The 15,693-nt window shown below is 65.8% G+C and carries 17 protein-coding genes; 4 read left to right on the forward strand and 13 right to left on the reverse strand.

The features are described from left to right. The first annotated feature begins 42 nt into the window (after window positions 1-42). The 3 genes from GA645_RS20265 (at window position 43) to aqpZ (ending at window position 2,886) form a co-directional block, all read left to right on the forward strand. On the forward strand, window positions 43-1,437 hold the full coding sequence (locus GA645_RS20265; RefSeq protein WP_152224764.1) for a class II fumarate hydratase: 1,395 nt from the start codon (window positions 43-45) through the stop codon (window positions 1,435-1,437). Beyond that, the gene (locus tag GA645_RS20270; protein WP_152224766.1) at window positions 1,430-2,053 is read left to right on the forward strand and encodes an NAD(P)H-dependent oxidoreductase; all 624 of its coding nucleotides are present in this window, start codon (window positions 1,430-1,432) and stop codon (window positions 2,051-2,053) included. The genes GA645_RS20265 and GA645_RS20270 overlap by 8 nt, the downstream gene beginning before the upstream one ends. A gap of 152 nt (window positions 2,054-2,205) precedes the next feature. Then, a complete protein-coding gene (aqpZ, locus tag GA645_RS20275; RefSeq protein WP_152224768.1) occupies window positions 2,206-2,886 on the forward strand; it encodes an aquaporin Z in 681 nt (226 codons plus the stop codon). Window positions 2,887-3,149: 263 nt separating this feature from the next. On the opposite strand, the gene GA645_RS20280 is transcribed toward aqpZ, so the two are convergent. The 12 genes from GA645_RS20280 to GA645_RS20335 form a co-directional block, all read right to left on the reverse strand. Next, the gene (locus GA645_RS20280) at window positions 3,150-4,109 is read right to left on the reverse strand and encodes a DMT family transporter (protein ID WP_152224770.1); all 960 of its coding nucleotides are present in this window, start codon (window positions 4,107-4,109) and stop codon (window positions 3,150-3,152) included. Between the two features lie 125 nt (window positions 4,110-4,234). Then, a complete protein-coding gene (locus GA645_RS20285; RefSeq protein ID WP_152224772.1) occupies window positions 4,235-4,654 on the reverse strand; it encodes an MAPEG family protein in 420 nt (139 codons plus the stop codon). 273 nt (window positions 4,655-4,927) lie between these two features. Beyond that, window positions 4,928-5,143, reverse strand: coding sequence for a molybdopterin-binding protein (locus tag GA645_RS20290; protein WP_152224774.1), 216 nt, complete (start codon window positions 5,141-5,143; stop codon window positions 4,928-4,930). A gap of 46 nt (window positions 5,144-5,189) precedes the next feature. Beyond that, a complete protein-coding gene (ssuB, locus tag GA645_RS20295; protein ID WP_152224776.1) occupies window positions 5,190-6,017 on the reverse strand; it encodes an aliphatic sulfonates ABC transporter ATP-binding protein in 828 nt (275 codons plus the stop codon). After that, window positions 6,014-6,808, reverse strand: a complete 795-nt coding sequence (gene ssuC / locus GA645_RS20300) for an aliphatic sulfonate ABC transporter permease SsuC (protein WP_152224779.1) — start codon at window positions 6,806-6,808, stop codon at window positions 6,014-6,016. Before ssuC ends, ssuB begins: the two co-directional genes overlap by 4 nt. A gap of 188 nt (window positions 6,809-6,996) precedes the next feature. Further along, window positions 6,997-8,157, reverse strand: coding sequence for an FMNH2-dependent alkanesulfonate monooxygenase (gene ssuD, locus GA645_RS20305; RefSeq protein ID WP_152224781.1), 1,161 nt, complete (start codon window positions 8,155-8,157; stop codon window positions 6,997-6,999). A gap of 155 nt (window positions 8,158-8,312) precedes the next feature. After that, complete coding sequence (locus tag GA645_RS20310) at window positions 8,313-9,278, reverse strand: sulfonate ABC transporter substrate-binding protein (RefSeq protein ID WP_152224783.1); 966 nt, start codon at window positions 9,276-9,278, stop codon at window positions 8,313-8,315. A gap of 136 nt (window positions 9,279-9,414) precedes the next feature. Continuing rightward, a complete protein-coding gene (gene ssuE, locus GA645_RS20315; protein WP_152224785.1) occupies window positions 9,415-10,008 on the reverse strand; it encodes an NADPH-dependent FMN reductase in 594 nt (197 codons plus the stop codon). A gap of 253 nt (window positions 10,009-10,261) precedes the next feature. Then, window positions 10,262-11,014: an ABC transporter ATP-binding protein gene (locus tag GA645_RS20320; protein WP_152224787.1), complete on the reverse strand. Its 753-nt coding sequence runs from the start codon at window positions 11,012-11,014 to the stop codon at window positions 10,262-10,264. Continuing rightward, the gene (locus tag GA645_RS20325; protein ID WP_152228219.1) at window positions 11,014-11,835 is read right to left on the reverse strand and encodes an ABC transporter permease; all 822 of its coding nucleotides are present in this window, start codon (window positions 11,833-11,835) and stop codon (window positions 11,014-11,016) included. The genes GA645_RS20320 and GA645_RS20325 overlap by 1 nt, the downstream gene beginning before the upstream one ends. A gap of 18 nt (window positions 11,836-11,853) precedes the next feature. Next, the gene (locus GA645_RS20330) at window positions 11,854-12,867 is read right to left on the reverse strand and encodes an aliphatic sulfonate ABC transporter substrate-binding protein (RefSeq protein ID WP_152224789.1); all 1,014 of its coding nucleotides are present in this window, start codon (window positions 12,865-12,867) and stop codon (window positions 11,854-11,856) included. Between the two features lie 276 nt (window positions 12,868-13,143). Continuing rightward, window positions 13,144-13,782: a peroxiredoxin gene (locus GA645_RS20335; protein ID WP_152224791.1), complete on the reverse strand. Its 639-nt coding sequence runs from the start codon at window positions 13,780-13,782 to the stop codon at window positions 13,144-13,146. 279 nt (window positions 13,783-14,061) lie between these two features. On the opposite strand from GA645_RS20335, the gene GA645_RS20340 reads away from it, so the two are divergent. After that, a complete protein-coding gene (locus tag GA645_RS20340; RefSeq protein WP_152224792.1) occupies window positions 14,062-14,271 on the forward strand; it encodes a DUF6316 family protein in 210 nt (69 codons plus the stop codon). A gap of 225 nt (window positions 14,272-14,496) precedes the next feature. On the opposite strand, the gene GA645_RS20345 is transcribed toward GA645_RS20340, so the two are convergent. Next, a complete protein-coding gene (locus tag GA645_RS20345) occupies window positions 14,497-15,681 on the reverse strand; it encodes a thiolase family protein (protein ID WP_152224794.1) in 1,185 nt (394 codons plus the stop codon). Window positions 15,682-15,693: the final 12 nt, after the last annotated feature.

Consider the following 15,693-nt stretch of genomic DNA (forward strand, 5'->3'; position numbering starts at 1 on the left):
CAACGGCCTAAACTGGCCGAGTCATTCCAGGAGGAACGCATCATGAGCCGCACCGAAACCGACAGCCTCGGTCCTATCGAAGTCCCCGACGATGCCTATTGGGGCGCACAGACCCAGCGCTCGCTGGAAAACTTCGCCATCGGCGGCCAACGCATGCCGCTGGCCGTGGTGCATGCCCTGGCGCTGGTGAAGAAGGCTGCGGCGCGCGTGAACGCGCAGCTGGGCGAACTGCCGGAGAACATCACCAGCCTGATCGAAGAGGCCGCCGATGAAGTCCTCGCCGGCGAGCACGACGACCAGTTCCCGCTGGTGGTCTGGCAGACCGGCAGCGGCACACAGAGCAACATGAACGTCAACGAAGTGATCGCCGGTCGCGCCAACGAGATCGCCGGCAACTCGCGTGGCGGCAAGTCGCCAGTGCACCCCAACGACCACGTGAACCGCGCGCAGAGCTCCAACGACAGTTTCCCCACCGCCATGCACCTCGCCGCCGCGCGGGCCGTGCATGACGACCTGCTGCCGGCCATCGCAGAGCTCAGCGGCGGCCTGGCCCAGCAGGCCGCCCGCCACGCCAAACTGGTGAAGACCGGCCGCACCCACCTGATGGATGCCACGCCCGTCACCTTCGGCCAGGAGCTCTCGGCCTTCGTCGCCCAGCTGGACTATGCCGAGCGCGCCATTCGCGCGGCGCTGCCGGCGGTCTTTGAGCTGGCCCAGGGCGGCACCGCCGTCGGCACCGGGCTGAATGCGCCGAAGGAATTCGCCGAGGCCATCGCCGCCGAGCTGGCTGACCTTTCCGGCCTGCCCTTCGCCTCCGCGCCGAACAAGTTCGCCGCGCTGGCCGGCCACGAACCGCTGGTGACCCTGGCCGGCGCGCTGAAGACCCTCGCCGTGGCGCTGATGAAGATCGCCAACGACCTGCGCCTGCTGGGTTCCGGCCCGCGCGCGGGCTTCGCCGAGGTGAAACTGCCGGCCAACGAGCCTGGCTCCTCGATCATGCCCGGCAAGGTCAACCCGACCCAGTGCGAGGCGCTGTCGATGCTCGCCTGCCAGGTGTTCGGCAATGACGCGACCATCACCTTCGCCGCAAGCCAGGGCCATCTGCAGTTGAACGTGTTCAAGCCGGTGATTATCCACAACCTGCTCGAATCGGTGCGCCTGCTCGCCGACGGCTGCCGCAACTTCAACAGCCACTGCGTGGCCGGCATGGAGCCGGACGCGGCGAAGATGCGCGAGCACCTGGAGCGCGGCCTGATGCTGGTCACCGCGCTGAATCCGCACATCGGCTACGACAAGGCCGCCACGATTGCCAAGAAGGCCTACACCGAAGGCAAGACCCTGCGCGAAGCGGCGCTGGAGCTGGGCTACCTGACAGACACCGAGTTCGACCAGTGGGTGCGCCCGGAAACCATGCTGGAGGCGGGTCAGAATGGTTGATGCGGTCAAGTCCGGCGCTACCCCCCTCGAGGGCGACGGCAAGCGCGTGCTGCTGGTGCTCGGCTCGCCCAAGCCCGGCGGCTTCTGCCATGCGCTGGCCGAAGCCTACGCCCAGGGGGCCCGCGCCAAGGGCCACGTGGTGCACACGCTGAAGCTCGGCGAGATGAACTTCGACCCGGTGCTGCGCGGCGGCTACGAGCAGAGCCAGAGCCTGGAGCCGGATGTGCTGGAAGCGCAACGGCAGATCCACTGGGCACAGCACCTGGCGTTCATCTACCCGGTCTGGTGGGGTGGCCTGCCGGCGCTGCTGCAAGGCTTTTTCGACCGCGTGCTGCAACCGGGCTTCGCCTTCCGCTACCGCTCGGCCGAATCCCGTGAGTTCGAACCGCTGCTAGGCGGGCGCAGCGCCGACCTGCTGGTCAGCCATGACCAGACCCACTGGCACTACCGCCTGCGCCAGGGGGCTCCGGCCCATCGCCAGATGACCCGCTGCATCCTCGCGCCCTGCGGTATCGAGTTCCACCACCTGGAGGAATTCAGTCCGATCCGCGGCTCCAGCGAAGAACAGCGCCAGGGCTGGCTGCGCCGGGCGGAGCAGTTGGGCACACAGGTGTAAGCACCGCGGAGGGTAGGCGACCACTACCCTCCCCTCCAATCATCAGCCGTTTTCCCTGCCGTCTTGGGATTTCTCCGACCTCCCTTTCGTAAGCGCCTTCCTTAGGATGCCGACGCCCACCCCCGGGCCTCTCTTTCTCCTCTGGAGGCAATATGCTTCGTAAATGCAGTGCCGAACTGATCGGCACGTTCTGGCTGGTGTTCGGTGGTTGCGGCAGCGCCATCTTCGCGGCCCACGCTATCGGCGTGCTGGGTGTTGCCCTGGCCTTCGGCCTGACCGTGGTGACCATGGCCTATGCCATCGGCCCGATCTCCGGCTGTCACCTCAACCCCGCCGTCAGCCTGGGCCTGTGGGCCGGCGGTCGTTTCCGCACCGCTGAACTGGTGCCGTACATCATCGCCCAGTGCATCGGCGGCGTTCTCGCCGGCGGCGCGCTGTACCTGATCGCCACCGGCAAGGCCGGCTTCGATCCGCTGGCCGGCTTCGCCGCCAACGGTTACGCCGAAGGCTCGCCGAGCGGCTACAGCCTGCAGGCCGCGCTGATGACGGAAGTGCTGCTGACCGCGTTCTTCCTGTTCGTGATCATGGGCGCCACCGACAAGAAGGCTCCGGCTGGCTTCGCCCCGCTGGCCATCGGCCTGACCCTGGCGCTGATCCACCTGATCAGCATCCCGATCACCAACACCTCGGTAAACCCGGCGCGCAGCCTGGGCGTGGCGATCTTCGCCGATCCGCTGTTCATGAAGCAGCTGTGGCTGTTCTGGGTCGCCCCGCTGGCTGGCGGCGTGATCGGTGCGCTGGTCTACCGCCTGGTGCGTCCGGCCAACGACTGATCGGCCCTGCATCGCCGACACGAAACGGGCGCCATCAGGCGCCCGTTTTCGTTGGAGCTTCGCGATAGTGCGCAAACGGCGGATAAAGCGTTCCGCTTTATGCGCCATACAACCTGATTGGTTTCTGTGCTGACAATGACGGGCGCCTTCGGGCGCCCGTTTTCGTTTTGGATGCAAGCCCACGCGTAGGGCGCATAACGCCCCTGGCGTTATCCGCCGTTGGCCGGCTTCGGTAGAGGACGGCGTTGCGGCGCCAAGCAGGATCAGACGTTGGCGATACGTTCCCGCCGCGCGCGGTAACTGCGCAGCAATGACGGCGCCAGTGCAGTCAGCGCCGAGCCGCTCACCACCAGCAGTGCGCCGAGGTAGGCCAGGCCATTGAGGTCTTCCGGGTGCACGTAGTCGGGCCACAGCGATGCAGCCAGCGCCACCGAGGCGAAGGTCACCAGCGGGGTGATGGCGAGCGTGGCGCTGACGCGGGACGCCTCCCAGTGCGCCAGGGCCTCGGCGAAGGCGCCATAGGCGACCAGGGTGTTCAGGCAGCAGGCCAGGAGCAGCCAGCCCTGCAGCGGGCTCAACTGCAGCGCTTCCAGCGGATGCGCCCAGGGGGTGAGCAGCGCGGCGCAGCCGAGGTAGATCACCATCATCACCTGCACCGAGGTCCAGTGCGTCAGCAGTTGCTTCTGTGCCAGGCCGTAGGAGGTCCAGACGAAAGCGGCGAAGACCACGATCAGCACGCCGGTGGTGTAGTGCCCCATCGAGCCGAACAGCTCCGCCAGGCGCTGGTTGAAGAACAGCCCGAAGCCGGTCAGCAGCACCGCGAGCCCCAGGGCCTGGCCGATGCTGAAGCTTTCCTTGAACACCAGCAGGCTGCCCAGCAGCAGGAGGATCGGCGCGATCTGGATCACCAGCTGGGTGGTACCCGGCGTGAGCATGCGCAGGCCGATCAGGTAGAACACGTAGTTACCGGTCAGGCCGAGAATGGCCGCCACCACCAGTCCCGCGCCACGCCGGCCAATGGGGCGCAGCGCCGGCAACTGGCGGGTCAGCGTCAGGTAGACGAGCAGCACGCCGCCGGAGACCACCAGGCGATACCAGGTCACGGTGACCGGGTCCATGGTCTTCAGGACTTCCTTGAGCTTGATCGGCAGGATGCCCCAGAGCACGGCGGTGATCAGGGCGAGAAACAGGCCGAATTGCCAGCGGCCGGAAGTCACGTGCATGGGAGCCTCGACGCGTGTGCGGTTCGCCATGCTAAGTCATGGCGCTATCACGCCATAGGAACAGTTGCGCTATGCAACTGTTCCGGTCGCCCGGCGACAACGCCGTGTCGCTCCCGGTCAAGAAGCTAGACCAGGCCCGACAGGCGCAGCAGCCACCAGATGAGGATCAGCAACTGGACGAAGAAGGCGGCGAAGCGAATCCACACCGCCAGCGGCGAAGTGCTGATCAGGTGCACCACCGACTGCACGACTCGCGCGCCCAGCAGGGTCGGCGCCAATGGATCGGTCACCAGGGTCTGGCCGGCGACCATCGCATAGAGCAGTACGGCGGCGAACAGCGGCACGTTCTCCACGCAGTTGGCGTGGGCACGCGCCAGGCGCTGGCCGAAGGCGCCGGGCGTGTTGCTGCCGTCGGCGGCGAAGGCGTTGACCTTCATGCGGCCGCTCATCACCAACAGGCCGCGCTGGTTGACCAGCAGCAGGACCAGCAGCACGGTCCAGGCGACCAGGCCGAGCAAGGCGAAAGCGGAGGGACTCAGGGACATGCGGGACTCCTTTCTCTTGTTGGTTTGAGCGGGAGTCTAGGGGAAATAGAGTAATTGCTCTAGCCAGAGATCACCGACGCAAAGATTGGCTCTGCGTAGGATGGGTGGAGCCTGCGATACCCATCGATCCCACGCCCCGCAGCATGGGTATCGCTGCGCTCCACCCATCCTACAAGAGCCCTCCGGACGCTTCGGCGAATTCGGAGCTCGCTTCTACGAAAAAGAAAACGGGCAGCCCGTCGCCGGACTGCCCGCCCTCCTCTCTTGCTCGCATCACAGCTTGGCGATGGACACCTCGGTGGATTTCACGAAGGCGATCACCTCGCTGCCAATGGCCAGTTCCAGCTCGCGCACGGAACGGGTGGTGATCACCGAGGTGACGATGCCGGCGGCGGTCTGCACGTCGATTTCCGACAGCACATCGCCTTCGACGATTTCCTTGATGGTGCCTTTGAACTGGTTGCGGACGTTGATGGCTTTGATGGTCATGGCGTAGCTCCTTGGGAGAATGGGGGTGTCACGGATGAACGTTGGATCAAAGTGCCCAGCGCAATTGCGTGGGCAGTGGGGATAGGGGTTCCGGCTCGGGCGGTTGTGCGGGCAGCGACAACACGCGTTCGAGCACTTCGGCTTCCAGCGCGGCCAGGCGCGCCGAGCCGCGAGCGCGGGGCCGGGGTAGCTCGACGGGCAGGTCCAGGCCGATCTCGCCGTCCTCGATGAGGATCACCCGGTCGGCGATGGCCACGGCTTCGCTGACGTCGTGGGTGACCAGCAGCACGGTGAAGCCATGCTGCTGCCACAGGCGCTCGATCAATTGCTGCATCTCGATGCGGGTCAGGGCATCCAGCGCGCCCAGCGGTTCGTCGAGCAGCAGCAGGCGCGGCCGGTGGATCAGGGCGCGGGCCAGGGCCACGCGCTGCTTCTGTCCACCGGACAATCCCGCCGGCCACTCGTTGGCGCGATCGGACAGGCCGACGGCTTCCAGGGCTTCCAGCGCTTTGGCGCGCCAGTCCCCTTTCAGGCCGAGGCCGACGTTGTCGATCACTCGCTTCCAGGGCAGCAGACGCGAATCCTGGAACATCAGGCGAGTGCCCTCGCGGGCGCTTTCCAGCGGCGCCGAGCCTGCCAGCAATTGACCTTCGCTGGCACTGTCGAGCCCGGCGAGCAGACGCAGCAGCGTGCTCTTGCCACAACCGCTGCGGCCGACGATGGCGACGAACTGGCCGGCGGGAATACGCAGGTCGATACCCTTGAGCACCTCGCGTTCGCCGAAACGCTTGACCACGCCTTCCACCACCAGCGGGATGCCCGGCTTGAGTTGTTGCGGCCCATGCTTTGGCAACAGCGTATTCAGGGCATTCATGCGGCACCCGCCTTGCTCTGGTAGGCCGGGTGCCAGCGCAGCCAGATACGTTCCAGGCCACGGGCGGCGAGGTCGGCCAGCTTGCCGAGCACGGCGTAGAGAAGGATCGCCAGCACCACCACGTCGGTCTGCAGGAACTCCCGGGCGTTCATCGCCAGGTAGCCGATGCCGGCGTTGGCGGAGATGGTCTCGGCGACGATCAGGGTCAGCCACATGAAGCCCAGGGCGAAGCGCACACCGACCAGGATCGAGGGCAGCGCGCCGGGCAGGATCACCTGGCGGAACAGCCCGAAACCGGACAGCCCGTAGCTGCGCGACATTTCCAGCAGCCCTGGATCGATGTTGCGGATGCCGTGGTAAGTGTTGAGGTAGATCGGGAACAGCGTGCCGAGAGCAACCAGGAATATCTTCGCCGACTCGTCGATGCCGAACCACAGGATCACCAACGGGATCAGCGCCAGGTGCGGCACGTTGCGGATCATCTGTACCGAACTGTCGAGGAAGCGCTCGCCCCACTGCGAAAGGCCGGTGATCAGGCCCAGGGCGAGACCGATGACGCCGCCGATGACGAAGCCGACGGCGGCGCGCCAGGTGCTGATCGCCAGGTGCTGCCAGAGCTCGCCGCTGACCACCAGGCGGTAGCCGGCCTCGGCCACCGCGCTGGGCGCGGGCAGGATGCGGCTGGAGAGCCAGCCGGTCTCCACCGCCAGTTGCCAGATCAGCACCAGGCCCACCGGCAGGGCCCAGGGCGCGAAGCGCTGGGCGATTGAATTCAGAGAGTTTCTTGCCATTTTCGCTTTCCACCTGTGCATCGTTTACTGGGCTCTCGCGTTCGCGGGAGTGACGAGACGGAGGTACCGCGCCAGCGTCATCCCCGCGAACGCGGGGACCCAGTCGTAGGGCGGATGAAGCGGAACGCTTCATCCGCCGTTCGGGATCGGCGGCGGATAACGCTGCGCGTTATTTGCCCTACGTTTGTTCAGCTCGCAGCCGCCTTGGGCAGCTTTTTAGGAGGTAGAGAATCATTGGCCACCATCTCGCCGAACGGGCTGACGTAGCCCCGCGCTTGCGGCGCCTGCGGGCGGGCGATGTCCAGATGCGGGAAGAGCAGTTCGGCGACCCGGTAGGACTCTTCCAGGTGCGGGTAGCCGGAGAAGATGAAGGTGTCGATGCCGAGGTCCGCGTACTCCTTCACGCGGGCCGCCACGGTCGGGCCATCGCCCACCAGCGCGGTACCGGCACCGCCACGCACCAGGCCGACACCGGCCCAGAGGTTGGGGCTGACTTCCAGATTGTCCTTGCTGCCGCCGTGCAGGGCGGCCATGCGTTGCTGGCCGACGGAATCAAAGCGCGCAAGCGAGGCCTGGGCACGGGCGATGGTGTCGTCGTCCAGGTGAGAGATCAGGCGGTCAGCGGCCTGCCAGGCCTCCTCGTTGGTCTCGCGGACGATCACGTGCAGGCGGATGCCGAAGCGCACGCTGCGGCCCTGTCTGGCAGCCTTCTCGCGCACCTGGGCGATCTTCTCGGCGACGGCGGCCGGCGGCTCACCCCAGGTCAGGTACAGCTCGACCTGCTCGGCGGCGAGGTCCTGGGCGGCATCGGAAGAGCCGCCGAAATACAGCGGCGGACGCGGCTGCTGGATCGGCGGATAGAGCAGCTTGGCACCCTTCACTTGCAGGTGCTTGCCGTCGTAGTCGACGGTCTCGCCTTCCAGCACGCGGCGCCAGATGCGGGTGAATTCAACCGAGGCCTCGTAGCGTTCGGCGTGGCTCAGGTGCAGGCCGTCACCGGCCAGTTCGTCCGGGTCGCCGCCAGTCACCAGGTTGAACAGCGCGCGCCCGCCGGAGAGCCGATCGAGGGTTGCGGCCTGGCGAGCGGCCACGGTCGGGGAAATGATGCCCGGACGCAGGGCGACCAGGAACTTCAGGCGCTGGGTCACCGGGATCAGCGAGGCGGCGACCAGCCAGGAGTCCTCGCAGGAGCGGCCGGTGGGGATCAGCACGCCGCCGAAACCAAGGCGGTCGGCAGCCTGGGCGACCTGTTGCAGATAACCGTGGTCCACGGCGCGGGCGCCTTCTGCGGTGCCCAGGTAGTGGCCGTCGCCGTGGGTCGGCAGGAACCAGAAGATGTTCAGACTCATCGCAGTAACTCCAGATAAGCGCGCCGGCGTGGCGTAGCCGCGCGATGAAAAGTGTCGGTTCAAGGTTTTTCTGGGTTCCCGCGCTCGAGGGAATGACGCCGGGGAGTACGGTGCCCGCCCCGTCATTCCCGCGCACGCGGGAACCCAATGAACAGTTACTGGGCGGCAGCGACCTTGGCCGGTGCCGTCCACACCACGTCCTTGATGCTCAGCGCCTTCGGGATCAGCTTCAGCTGGGTGAAGGTGTCGGCGATCTTCTGCTGCGCGGCGGTGACTTCCGGGGTGATCGGCTGGGCGCCGTAGCCCTGGCGTTTCACGGCAGTGAGGGTGATGTCCGCCGGCAGGCCGAGCAGCGGCGCGACCTGGTCGGTGACCTGCTGCGGGTTGTGCTGCGACCACTCGCCTACCGAGCGCACTTCGTCGATCAGGGTGGTGATCACCTGCGGGTGGTGGTCCGCGTAGAGGCGGGTCGCCAGGTAGAACTGGTGGTTATCCACAAGACCGGTGCCGTCGACCAGGGTGCGGGCAGAAAGCTGCTTCTCGGCGGCGGCCTGGTACGGGTCCCAGATCACCCAGGCGTCGACGCTGCCGCGCTCGAAGGCGGCGCGGGCGTCGGCCGGCGGCAGGTAGACAGGCTGGATATCGGTGTACTTCAGGCCGGCCTTCTCCAGGGCGCGCACCAGCAGGTAGTGCACGTTGGAGCCCTTGTTCAGGACGACCTTCTTACCCTTGAGTTCGGCGACGGATTTGATCGGCGAATCCTTGGGCAGGAGGATCGCTTCGCTGCTCGGCGCTGGCGGTTCGTGGGCGACGTAGACCAGATCAGCGCCAGCGGCCTGGGCGAACACCGGCGGGGTTTCGCCGGTGACGCCGAAGTCGATGCTGCCGACGTTCAGGCCTTCCAGCAGCTGCGGGCCGCCGGGGAATTCGGTCCATTGCACCTTGACGCCCTGCTCGGCCAGGCGCTTCTCCAGCGTACCGCGGGCCTTGAGCAGCACCAGGGTGCCGTATTTCTGGTAGCCGATACGCAGGGTACCGGGTTGTTCTTGCGCCTGGGCGTTGTAGGACAGGGCCGCGATCAGCAGGGCCGCCAGTCCACTACGCAAAGTGAGGGTCCGCATGGGAGTGCTCCTTTATCGAGTGTGCTTGCCGGACCTGCGGTCCCGTTATCGGGACAGTAAGGGCCTTGTCGTGTTGTCCGGGAATCGTCGCCTGCCGGGTCGGGGCTTGGCGTTCGTCTCCCTGAGATGTCTTGGTTCAGATGCTCCAGCGGGCGTTGATCAGCCGTTCGTTGAGCAGGTTCGGGTCGATGGGTTTGGGACGGCGTGCCAGGGCGCCGTGGAACTGTTCCAGGGCATCCAGCAGGCGATGCTCCAGGGCCGGGTCGAGGCGTGCCGGGGCGTTGCCTTCGGGGTATTGCACCTGGTTGTCCTCGGCGAACACGCCGTGCAGGGTTTCCTGGGCCTTGAGCGCGGCGAGCACGGGCTTGAGCGCGTAGTCCACCGCCAGCATGTGGGCGTTGCTGCCGCCGGTGGCCAGGGGCAGCACTACCTTGTGGCTCAACGCCCGCTCCGGCAGCAGGTCCAGCAGGACCTTCAGCGCGCCGGCGATGGACGCCTTGTACACCGGCGTGGCGACCACCAGGCCATCGGCACGGGCCACCTGCTCGATCAGCTCGATGACTCGCGGGCTGTCGAAGCGCGCATGCAGCAGGTCCTCGGCGGGGAAGTCGCGCACGCCGTAGGAACGCACTTCGGCGCCGTGGGCGTGCAGCCAGTTCCGCGCGACGTCCACCAGGACGCCGGAACGGGAACGCTGGCTGGGGCTGCCGGCAAGGGTGACTACGTACATCTGCGCGATTCCTTATAACGATTAGAGCGATTTAATAAACGCCCTGCTAACCAATGTGCATAGACCTTAACAGTCCATCTAATATTCCAATAAATGTTATTTATTCATTTGGTTATTCTTTTTTGTTAGATATTGAAGGGGGGGCGCGCCATGCGCGCGAATCGCGGGCATGGCCCGCTCCTACGGGTGGAATCCTGGTGCAGACGTAGGGCGTACAACGGTTCGCGGTTGTACGCCCTACGCCCGTGCAGGATCAGATCACATGGGACTGCTGCAGCTCGGTCAGCGCTTCGCCGCGCAGGTAAGCCAGTTCCACCGCACGGCGGTCGCGCGGGCGTGGCAAGGGGACGGGGAATTCGCGGCGCAGGCGGCTGGGGCTGCCGCCCAGCAGCAGGACGCGGTCGCTGAGGTAGAAGGCTTCGTCCAGGTCGTGGGTAACCAGCAGGATGCTGATGTCGTACTCCACCGCCAGGTCCTGGATCAGGTCCTGCAGGCGGATGCGGGTGAAGGCGTCCACCGCGCTGAAGGGTTCGTCCAGCAGCAGTACCTGCGGCCGACCGTAGAGGCCCCGGGCGATGGCCGCGCGCTGGGCCATGCCGCCGGAGAGCTGTTTGGGCAGCAGGTCGCCCTTGCCCTCCAGCCCCACGTCGCGCAGCAGGTGCTCGATGCGGTGATCGTCCGCCAGCCAGCCGTCGGCGAAGCCGATGTTCTGCGCCACCGTCAGCCAGGGCAGCAGGCGCGGCTCCTGGAACACCACGCCGATGCCACCGCCACCACGGCCAGAATCGCCGCCCGGGCCGAAGCCCAGCAGCGGGTTTCGATCCAGCACCCCGCTGAACTCGGCGTCCAGCCCGGCGGCGATACGCAGCAAGGTGCTCTTGCCGCAGCCGCTGGGGCCGAGCAGGCTGACCACTTCGCCCGGAGCAAGGCTCAGGCTGACGTCGTCCAGCACCTTCACGCCGGAGAAGCTCTTGCGGATATCGCGCAGTTCCAGCAAAGCGCTCATCAGGCGTCTCCATTGCCCAGGAAGGTGTCGCGCCAAGCCAGCGCGCGGGACTCCAGCGCCTTGAGCAGGCTGTCACTGAGCTTGCCGAGCACCGCCAGCACCAGGATGGCGGCAATGACGATGTCCGGCCGCGACGTCTCCCGGCCGTCGCTGAGCAAATAGCCCAACCCCTGGGTGGCGGCGATCAGTTCGGCGGCGACAAGGAACATCCAGCTCAGGCTCAGCGCGCCGCGCAACCCGGTGAACAGGCTCGGCAGCGCCGCCGGAAGGAGAATGCGCCGCACCAGGGCGAAGGGCGACAGGTGATACAGGCGCCCCAGCTCCACCCACTTGCGGTCGACGTTACGCACGCCGGCCACCAATGCGAGATACACCGGGAAGAACGCGCCGAGGGCGATCAGCACGATCTTCGGCGTCTCGTCGATGCCCAGCCAGAGCAGCAACAGCGGTACCCAGGCGAGGCTGGGGATTGCCCGCAGCGCCTGGAAGGTCGGCTCCAGATAGGCCTCGGCACGCTGGCTGAGGCCGACCCAGGTGCCAATCAGGATGGCCGCCGCAGTACCTATGGAGAAGCCGGCGGCCACTCGAGCAAGACTCGCCGCCACATGCTTCCAGAGCTCGCCCTGGGCCAGTTGCCAGAGTGTCAGCGCGACGCTGCTGGGCGCCGGCATCTGGTGCTCGGCTAGCCAGCCGACGCGCACGGCCAGCTCCAGCGCGGCACAGAGCAGCAATGGCAGCAACCAGGCGCGCCAGCTCAAGCGGGGCCAGCGCAGTTTCAGTGCGCGGTGCTGGCGGGCGAGGCGCAGGCTCTGGGTCGGCAGGCTCTGGAGTGGCATGGATTATTGCTCCGCCTTGGCGACGGCAGGTTTGCCGATCACTTCACCGGCCAGTTGCGGAGCGATCAGCTGATCGACCACGGCAGTGACGTCGGTCCCCGGACGCACCAGTTGCTCGTCCACCAGGATGGGCGCGGCGGCCTTCAGCGCGGCGATCTGCTCGGCGCCTGGCAGCGGCTGGCTGAAGTCGGTGCGCGAGAGTTGCAGCCTGGCCACTTCCAGCGGCAGCTTGGCTTCCTCGGCGAGCAGCTTGGCGGTCTCCTCCGGATGGGCGATGGCCCACTGGCGCGCTTCTTCATAGGCGGCGATGACCTGCCTGATCAGCTCAGGCTGCTCTTGCTCGAACTTCTCGGTGACGCTGAGCACGCCGTAGCTGTTGAAGTCGAGGTTGCGGCACAGCAGCCGCGAACCGGCCTGCAACTCGCTGGCGGCCATGTGCGGATCGAGGCCGGCCCAGGCGTCCACCCTGCCCTGCTCCAGCGCGGCGCGGCCGTCCGGGTGCTGCAGGTGGACGATCTCGACGTCGCTCTTGTCCAGCCCCGCCTGCTGCAGGCTGCGCAGCAGGAACAGGTAGGGGTCGGTGCCCTTGGTGGCGGCGATCTTCTTGCCCTTGAGGTCGGCGACGGACGTGAGCGGCGAATCCTTGGGCACCACCAGCGCGGTCCACTCCGGGCGGCTGGCGATGTAGACGGTCTTCAGCGGGCTGCCATTGGCGCGGCTGAGTACGGCGGCCAACCCTGCGGTGGAGGCGAAATCGGTACTGCCGGCGTTGAGGTATTCCAGCGAGCGGTTGCTGCCCTGGCTGAACACCCAGCGCACTTGCGTGCCTTGCGGCTTGAGGGACTTTTCCAGCCAGCCGAAATGCTTGAGCACCAGGCTGGTGGGCGCGTAGTAGGCGTAGTCCAACCGCACCTCTTTCGGTGCGTCGGCGGCTTGGGCGAAGCTGTTGCAGGCGCCGATCGGCAGGCTCGCGAGAAGAGCGACGGCCAGGCTGCGGCGCCAGGTGGAATGACCCATGGTCGTTCTCCTTGGCGTGGGCTGACGTCTTCTCCCCGTGTGGCGGGCAAGTCAGAACTGGAAGAAAAAAGCGCGGCGTGGTCCGCGTGAAAACTGAAAAGAATGGGCCGGCGAACCGGCCCCATTACCCTGCTCGAGGTTGAAACTTCGAGACCCGGAGCGCGCGAGCTGGAGCCAGGCAAGGCGCCAGCGGCAGTGAGAACGGAGTGTGCTACGGCACATGAGCATCTCGCTGTCGCTGGCAACGCAGGCTGGCCGACGCGCAGCCGCTTCGAATCACTTGTTCGGTTGCGGCGTCAGGCGCAGGTACGGCCTGACGGCACGATAGCCTTTGGGGAAGCGCTGCTTGATCTCGTCCTCGTCCTTGAGCGAGGGCACGATCACCACCTCGTCGCCGTCCTGCCAATTGCCCGGCGTGGCGACCTTGTGGTTGTCAGTCAGTTGCAGCGAGTCGATCACCCGCAGGATCTCGTTGAAGTTGCGCCCGGTGCTCGCCGGGTAGGTGATGGTCAGGCGCACCTTCTTGTTCGGATCGATGACGAACAGCGAACGCACGGTCAGGGTGTCGTTGGCGTTCGGGTGGATCAGGTCGTACAGCTCCGACACCTTGCGGTCGGCGTCGGCGATGATCGGGAAGTTGACTCGGGTGTTCTGGGTCTCGTTGATGTCGTCGATCCACTTCACGTGGGAGTCCACCGGGTCGACCGAGAGGGCGATGACCTTGACGCCGCGCTCGGCGAACTTGTCTTTCAGCTTGGCGGTGAGACCAAGCTCGGTGGTGCACACCGGGGTGAAGTCGGCCGGGTGGGAGAACAGCACGCCCCAGTTGCCACCCAACCACTCGTGGAAACGAATGCGGCCTTCGCTGGATTCCTGTTCGAAGTCGGGGGCGATGTCGCCAAGTCGCAAGCTCATAGGTATCTCCTTGTTCGTGTTGGGGTCCACTATGCACAGGGCCGATATCTATTAAAAAGAATATATTTTGATTTTATTATAACCAAATACAACACACCAACCCTACCCAAACGGCATTCTTCCCCCCGCCCTTCAACATGGACAACAGCGCTCGAACCCTCCCTGTCTGCCTGTTTCGCCCCTGACACGAAACCCTGCCGTTCGTCGCAAGCCCGGTAGTGCAAGGGTTCGCCGCATACACTCGTAAGTAATTGATCCTTTTGTACAGGAGGCGACTTCATGGTCGGCCAACGGTCCAACGACTCTCACGCGGCAACCCACTACCGCAGCGACCGTGTTACTTCGGTCAATGGCCAGTACTTCTTCTCCACCCGGGAAGGAACACTGGAAGGACCGTTTTTCACTCGCTTCGATGCAGAGCGCGAGGTAGCGAAGTACATCGAACGCATGAAGCAGGCAGCCGGTCTGTTCGTACGTGTAGCTCGCTGATCCGGTGTAGCGGGAGAGGAAACACCGGGCGTTTGCCTTGGCATCCGTCCGCCCTTTTCGTTTAGCCGGAAAAAGCCGTACACGAGCAAGCTCGCCCCTGCGGACTCTCGCCGACCAGTTCCCCCACAGAATGAAAAAAGCCCCCGGCATCTGTGCCGGGGGCTCTTTTGTCGTACCCGGCCCGCTTGCGTGGAGCGGGCCGGGAAACACGGTGTCGAACGGGGCTCAGCGCACCGCTTCGAACAGGCCGGTAGCGCCCATGCCGCCGCCCACGCACATGGTGACGATGCCGTAGCGCAGGTTGCGACGCTGCAGTTCGCGCACCAGGTGGCCGACCTGGCGCGAGCCGGTCATGCCGAAGGGGTGGCCGATGGAGATGGAGCCACCGTTGACGTTGTACTTCTCGTTGTCGATGCCCAAGCGATCACGGGCATAGAGGCACTGGGAAGCGAAAGCTTCGTTGAGCTCCCAGAGGTCGATGTCGTCGATCTGCAGGCCTTTGGCCTTGAGCAGCTTGGGCACCGAGAACACCGGGCCGATGCCCATTTCGTCCGGCTCGCAGCCAGCAACGGTGAAGCCACGGAAGAAAGCCCTGGGTTTCAGGCCCAGGTCCAGCGCCTTGTCCAGGCTCATTACCAGGGTCATGGAGGCGCCGTCGGAAAGCTGCGAAGCGTTGCCGGCGGTGACCGAGCCGTCCTCGGCGAACACCGGCTTGAGGGAGTTCAGGCCTTCGATCGTGGTATCCGGACGGTTGCAGTCGTCGCGATCCACCACGCCGTCGAGCACTTGCTTCTCGCCGGTGGCCTTGTCTTCCACCAGGTACTTCACGCTCATCGGCATGATTTCATCGTTGAACAGCCCCTCGGCCTGAGCGCGAGCGGTGCGCTGCTGGCTCTGCAGGGCGTAGAGATCCTGCTGTTCGCGGGTGACGTTGTAGCGGCGGGCGACGATCTCGGCGGTCTGACCCATGGGGTAGTAGATGCCGGGGAACTCGGCCTGCAGGCGCGGGTTCACGAAGTTGTCGCGGTTCTGCTTGCCCATGGTCAGGGTGATGGACTCGACGCCACCGGCAACCATGATGTCGCTGCACCCCGATGCCACCTGGTTGGCGGCAATGGCGATGGCCTGCAGGCCGGAGGAGCAGTAGCGGTTCAGGGTCATGCCGGCGACATGGATGCCGAGCCTGGACAGCACCGCCGCGTTGCGGCCGATGTTGTGCCCCTGGGCACCTTCGTTGGAGCCGGCGCCCACCACGCAGTCGTCCACCAGCAGCGGGTCGAGGTCGCTCCGCGCGAGCAGCGCGTCGATGCAGTGGGCAACCATGTCGTCCGGACGGGTCATGTTGAACTTGCCCCGGATGGACTTGGCCAGGCCGGTACGGACGCTGTCGACGATCACCACTTCGCGCATGGGAAACCTCGT

This window comes from Pseudomonas sp. SCB32 (assembly GCF_009189165.1).
Classification (GTDB): Bacteria; Pseudomonadota; Gammaproteobacteria; order Pseudomonadales; family Pseudomonadaceae; genus Pseudomonas.

Excerpts from the sequence above, each read along its gene's own strand:
- GA645_RS20330 (WP_152224789.1), bottom strand. The coding sequence starts at position 12,867 with ATGGGTCATTCCACCTGGCGCCGCAGCCTGGCCGTCGCTCTTCTCGCG.
- aqpZ (WP_152224768.1), top strand. The coding sequence starts at position 2,206 with ATGCTTCGTAAATGCAGTGCCGAACTGATCGGCACGTTCTGGCTGGTG.
- GA645_RS20280 (WP_152224770.1), bottom strand. The coding sequence starts at position 4,109 with ATGCACGTGACTTCCGGCCGCTGGCAATTCGGCCTGTTTCTCGCCCTG.
- GA645_RS20265 (WP_152224764.1), top strand. The coding sequence starts at position 43 with ATGAGCCGCACCGAAACCGACAGCCTCGGTCCTATCGAAGTCCCCGAC.
- GA645_RS20335 (WP_152224791.1), bottom strand. The coding sequence starts at position 13,782 with ATGAGCTTGCGACTTGGCGACATCGCCCCCGACTTCGAACAGGAATCC.
- GA645_RS20285 (WP_152224772.1), bottom strand. The coding sequence starts at position 4,654 with ATGTCCCTGAGTCCCTCCGCTTTCGCCTTGCTCGGCCTGGTCGCCTGG.
- ssuB (WP_152224776.1), bottom strand. The coding sequence starts at position 6,017 with ATGAATGCCCTGAATACGCTGTTGCCAAAGCATGGGCCGCAACAACTC.
- GA645_RS20290 (WP_152224774.1), bottom strand. The coding sequence starts at position 5,143 with ATGACCATCAAAGCCATCAACGTCCGCAACCAGTTCAAAGGCACCATC.
- GA645_RS20345 (WP_152224794.1), bottom strand. The coding sequence starts at position 15,681 with ATGCGCGAAGTGGTGATCGTCGACAGCGTCCGTACCGGCCTGGCCAAG.
- GA645_RS20320 (WP_152224787.1), bottom strand. The coding sequence starts at position 11,014 with ATGAGCGCTTTGCTGGAACTGCGCGATATCCGCAAGAGCTTCTCCGGC.
- ssuE (WP_152224785.1), bottom strand. The coding sequence starts at position 10,008 with ATGTACGTAGTCACCCTTGCCGGCAGCCCCAGCCAGCGTTCCCGTTCC.
- ssuC (WP_152224779.1), bottom strand. The coding sequence starts at position 6,808 with ATGGCAAGAAACTCTCTGAATTCAATCGCCCAGCGCTTCGCGCCCTGG.
- ssuD (WP_152224781.1), bottom strand. The coding sequence starts at position 8,157 with ATGAGTCTGAACATCTTCTGGTTCCTGCCGACCCACGGCGACGGCCAC.
- GA645_RS20340 (WP_152224792.1), top strand. The coding sequence starts at position 14,062 with ATGGTCGGCCAACGGTCCAACGACTCTCACGCGGCAACCCACTACCGC.
- GA645_RS20270 (WP_152224766.1), top strand. The coding sequence starts at position 1,430 with ATGGTTGATGCGGTCAAGTCCGGCGCTACCCCCCTCGAGGGCGACGGC.
- GA645_RS20310 (WP_152224783.1), bottom strand. The coding sequence starts at position 9,278 with ATGCGGACCCTCACTTTGCGTAGTGGACTGGCGGCCCTGCTGATCGCG.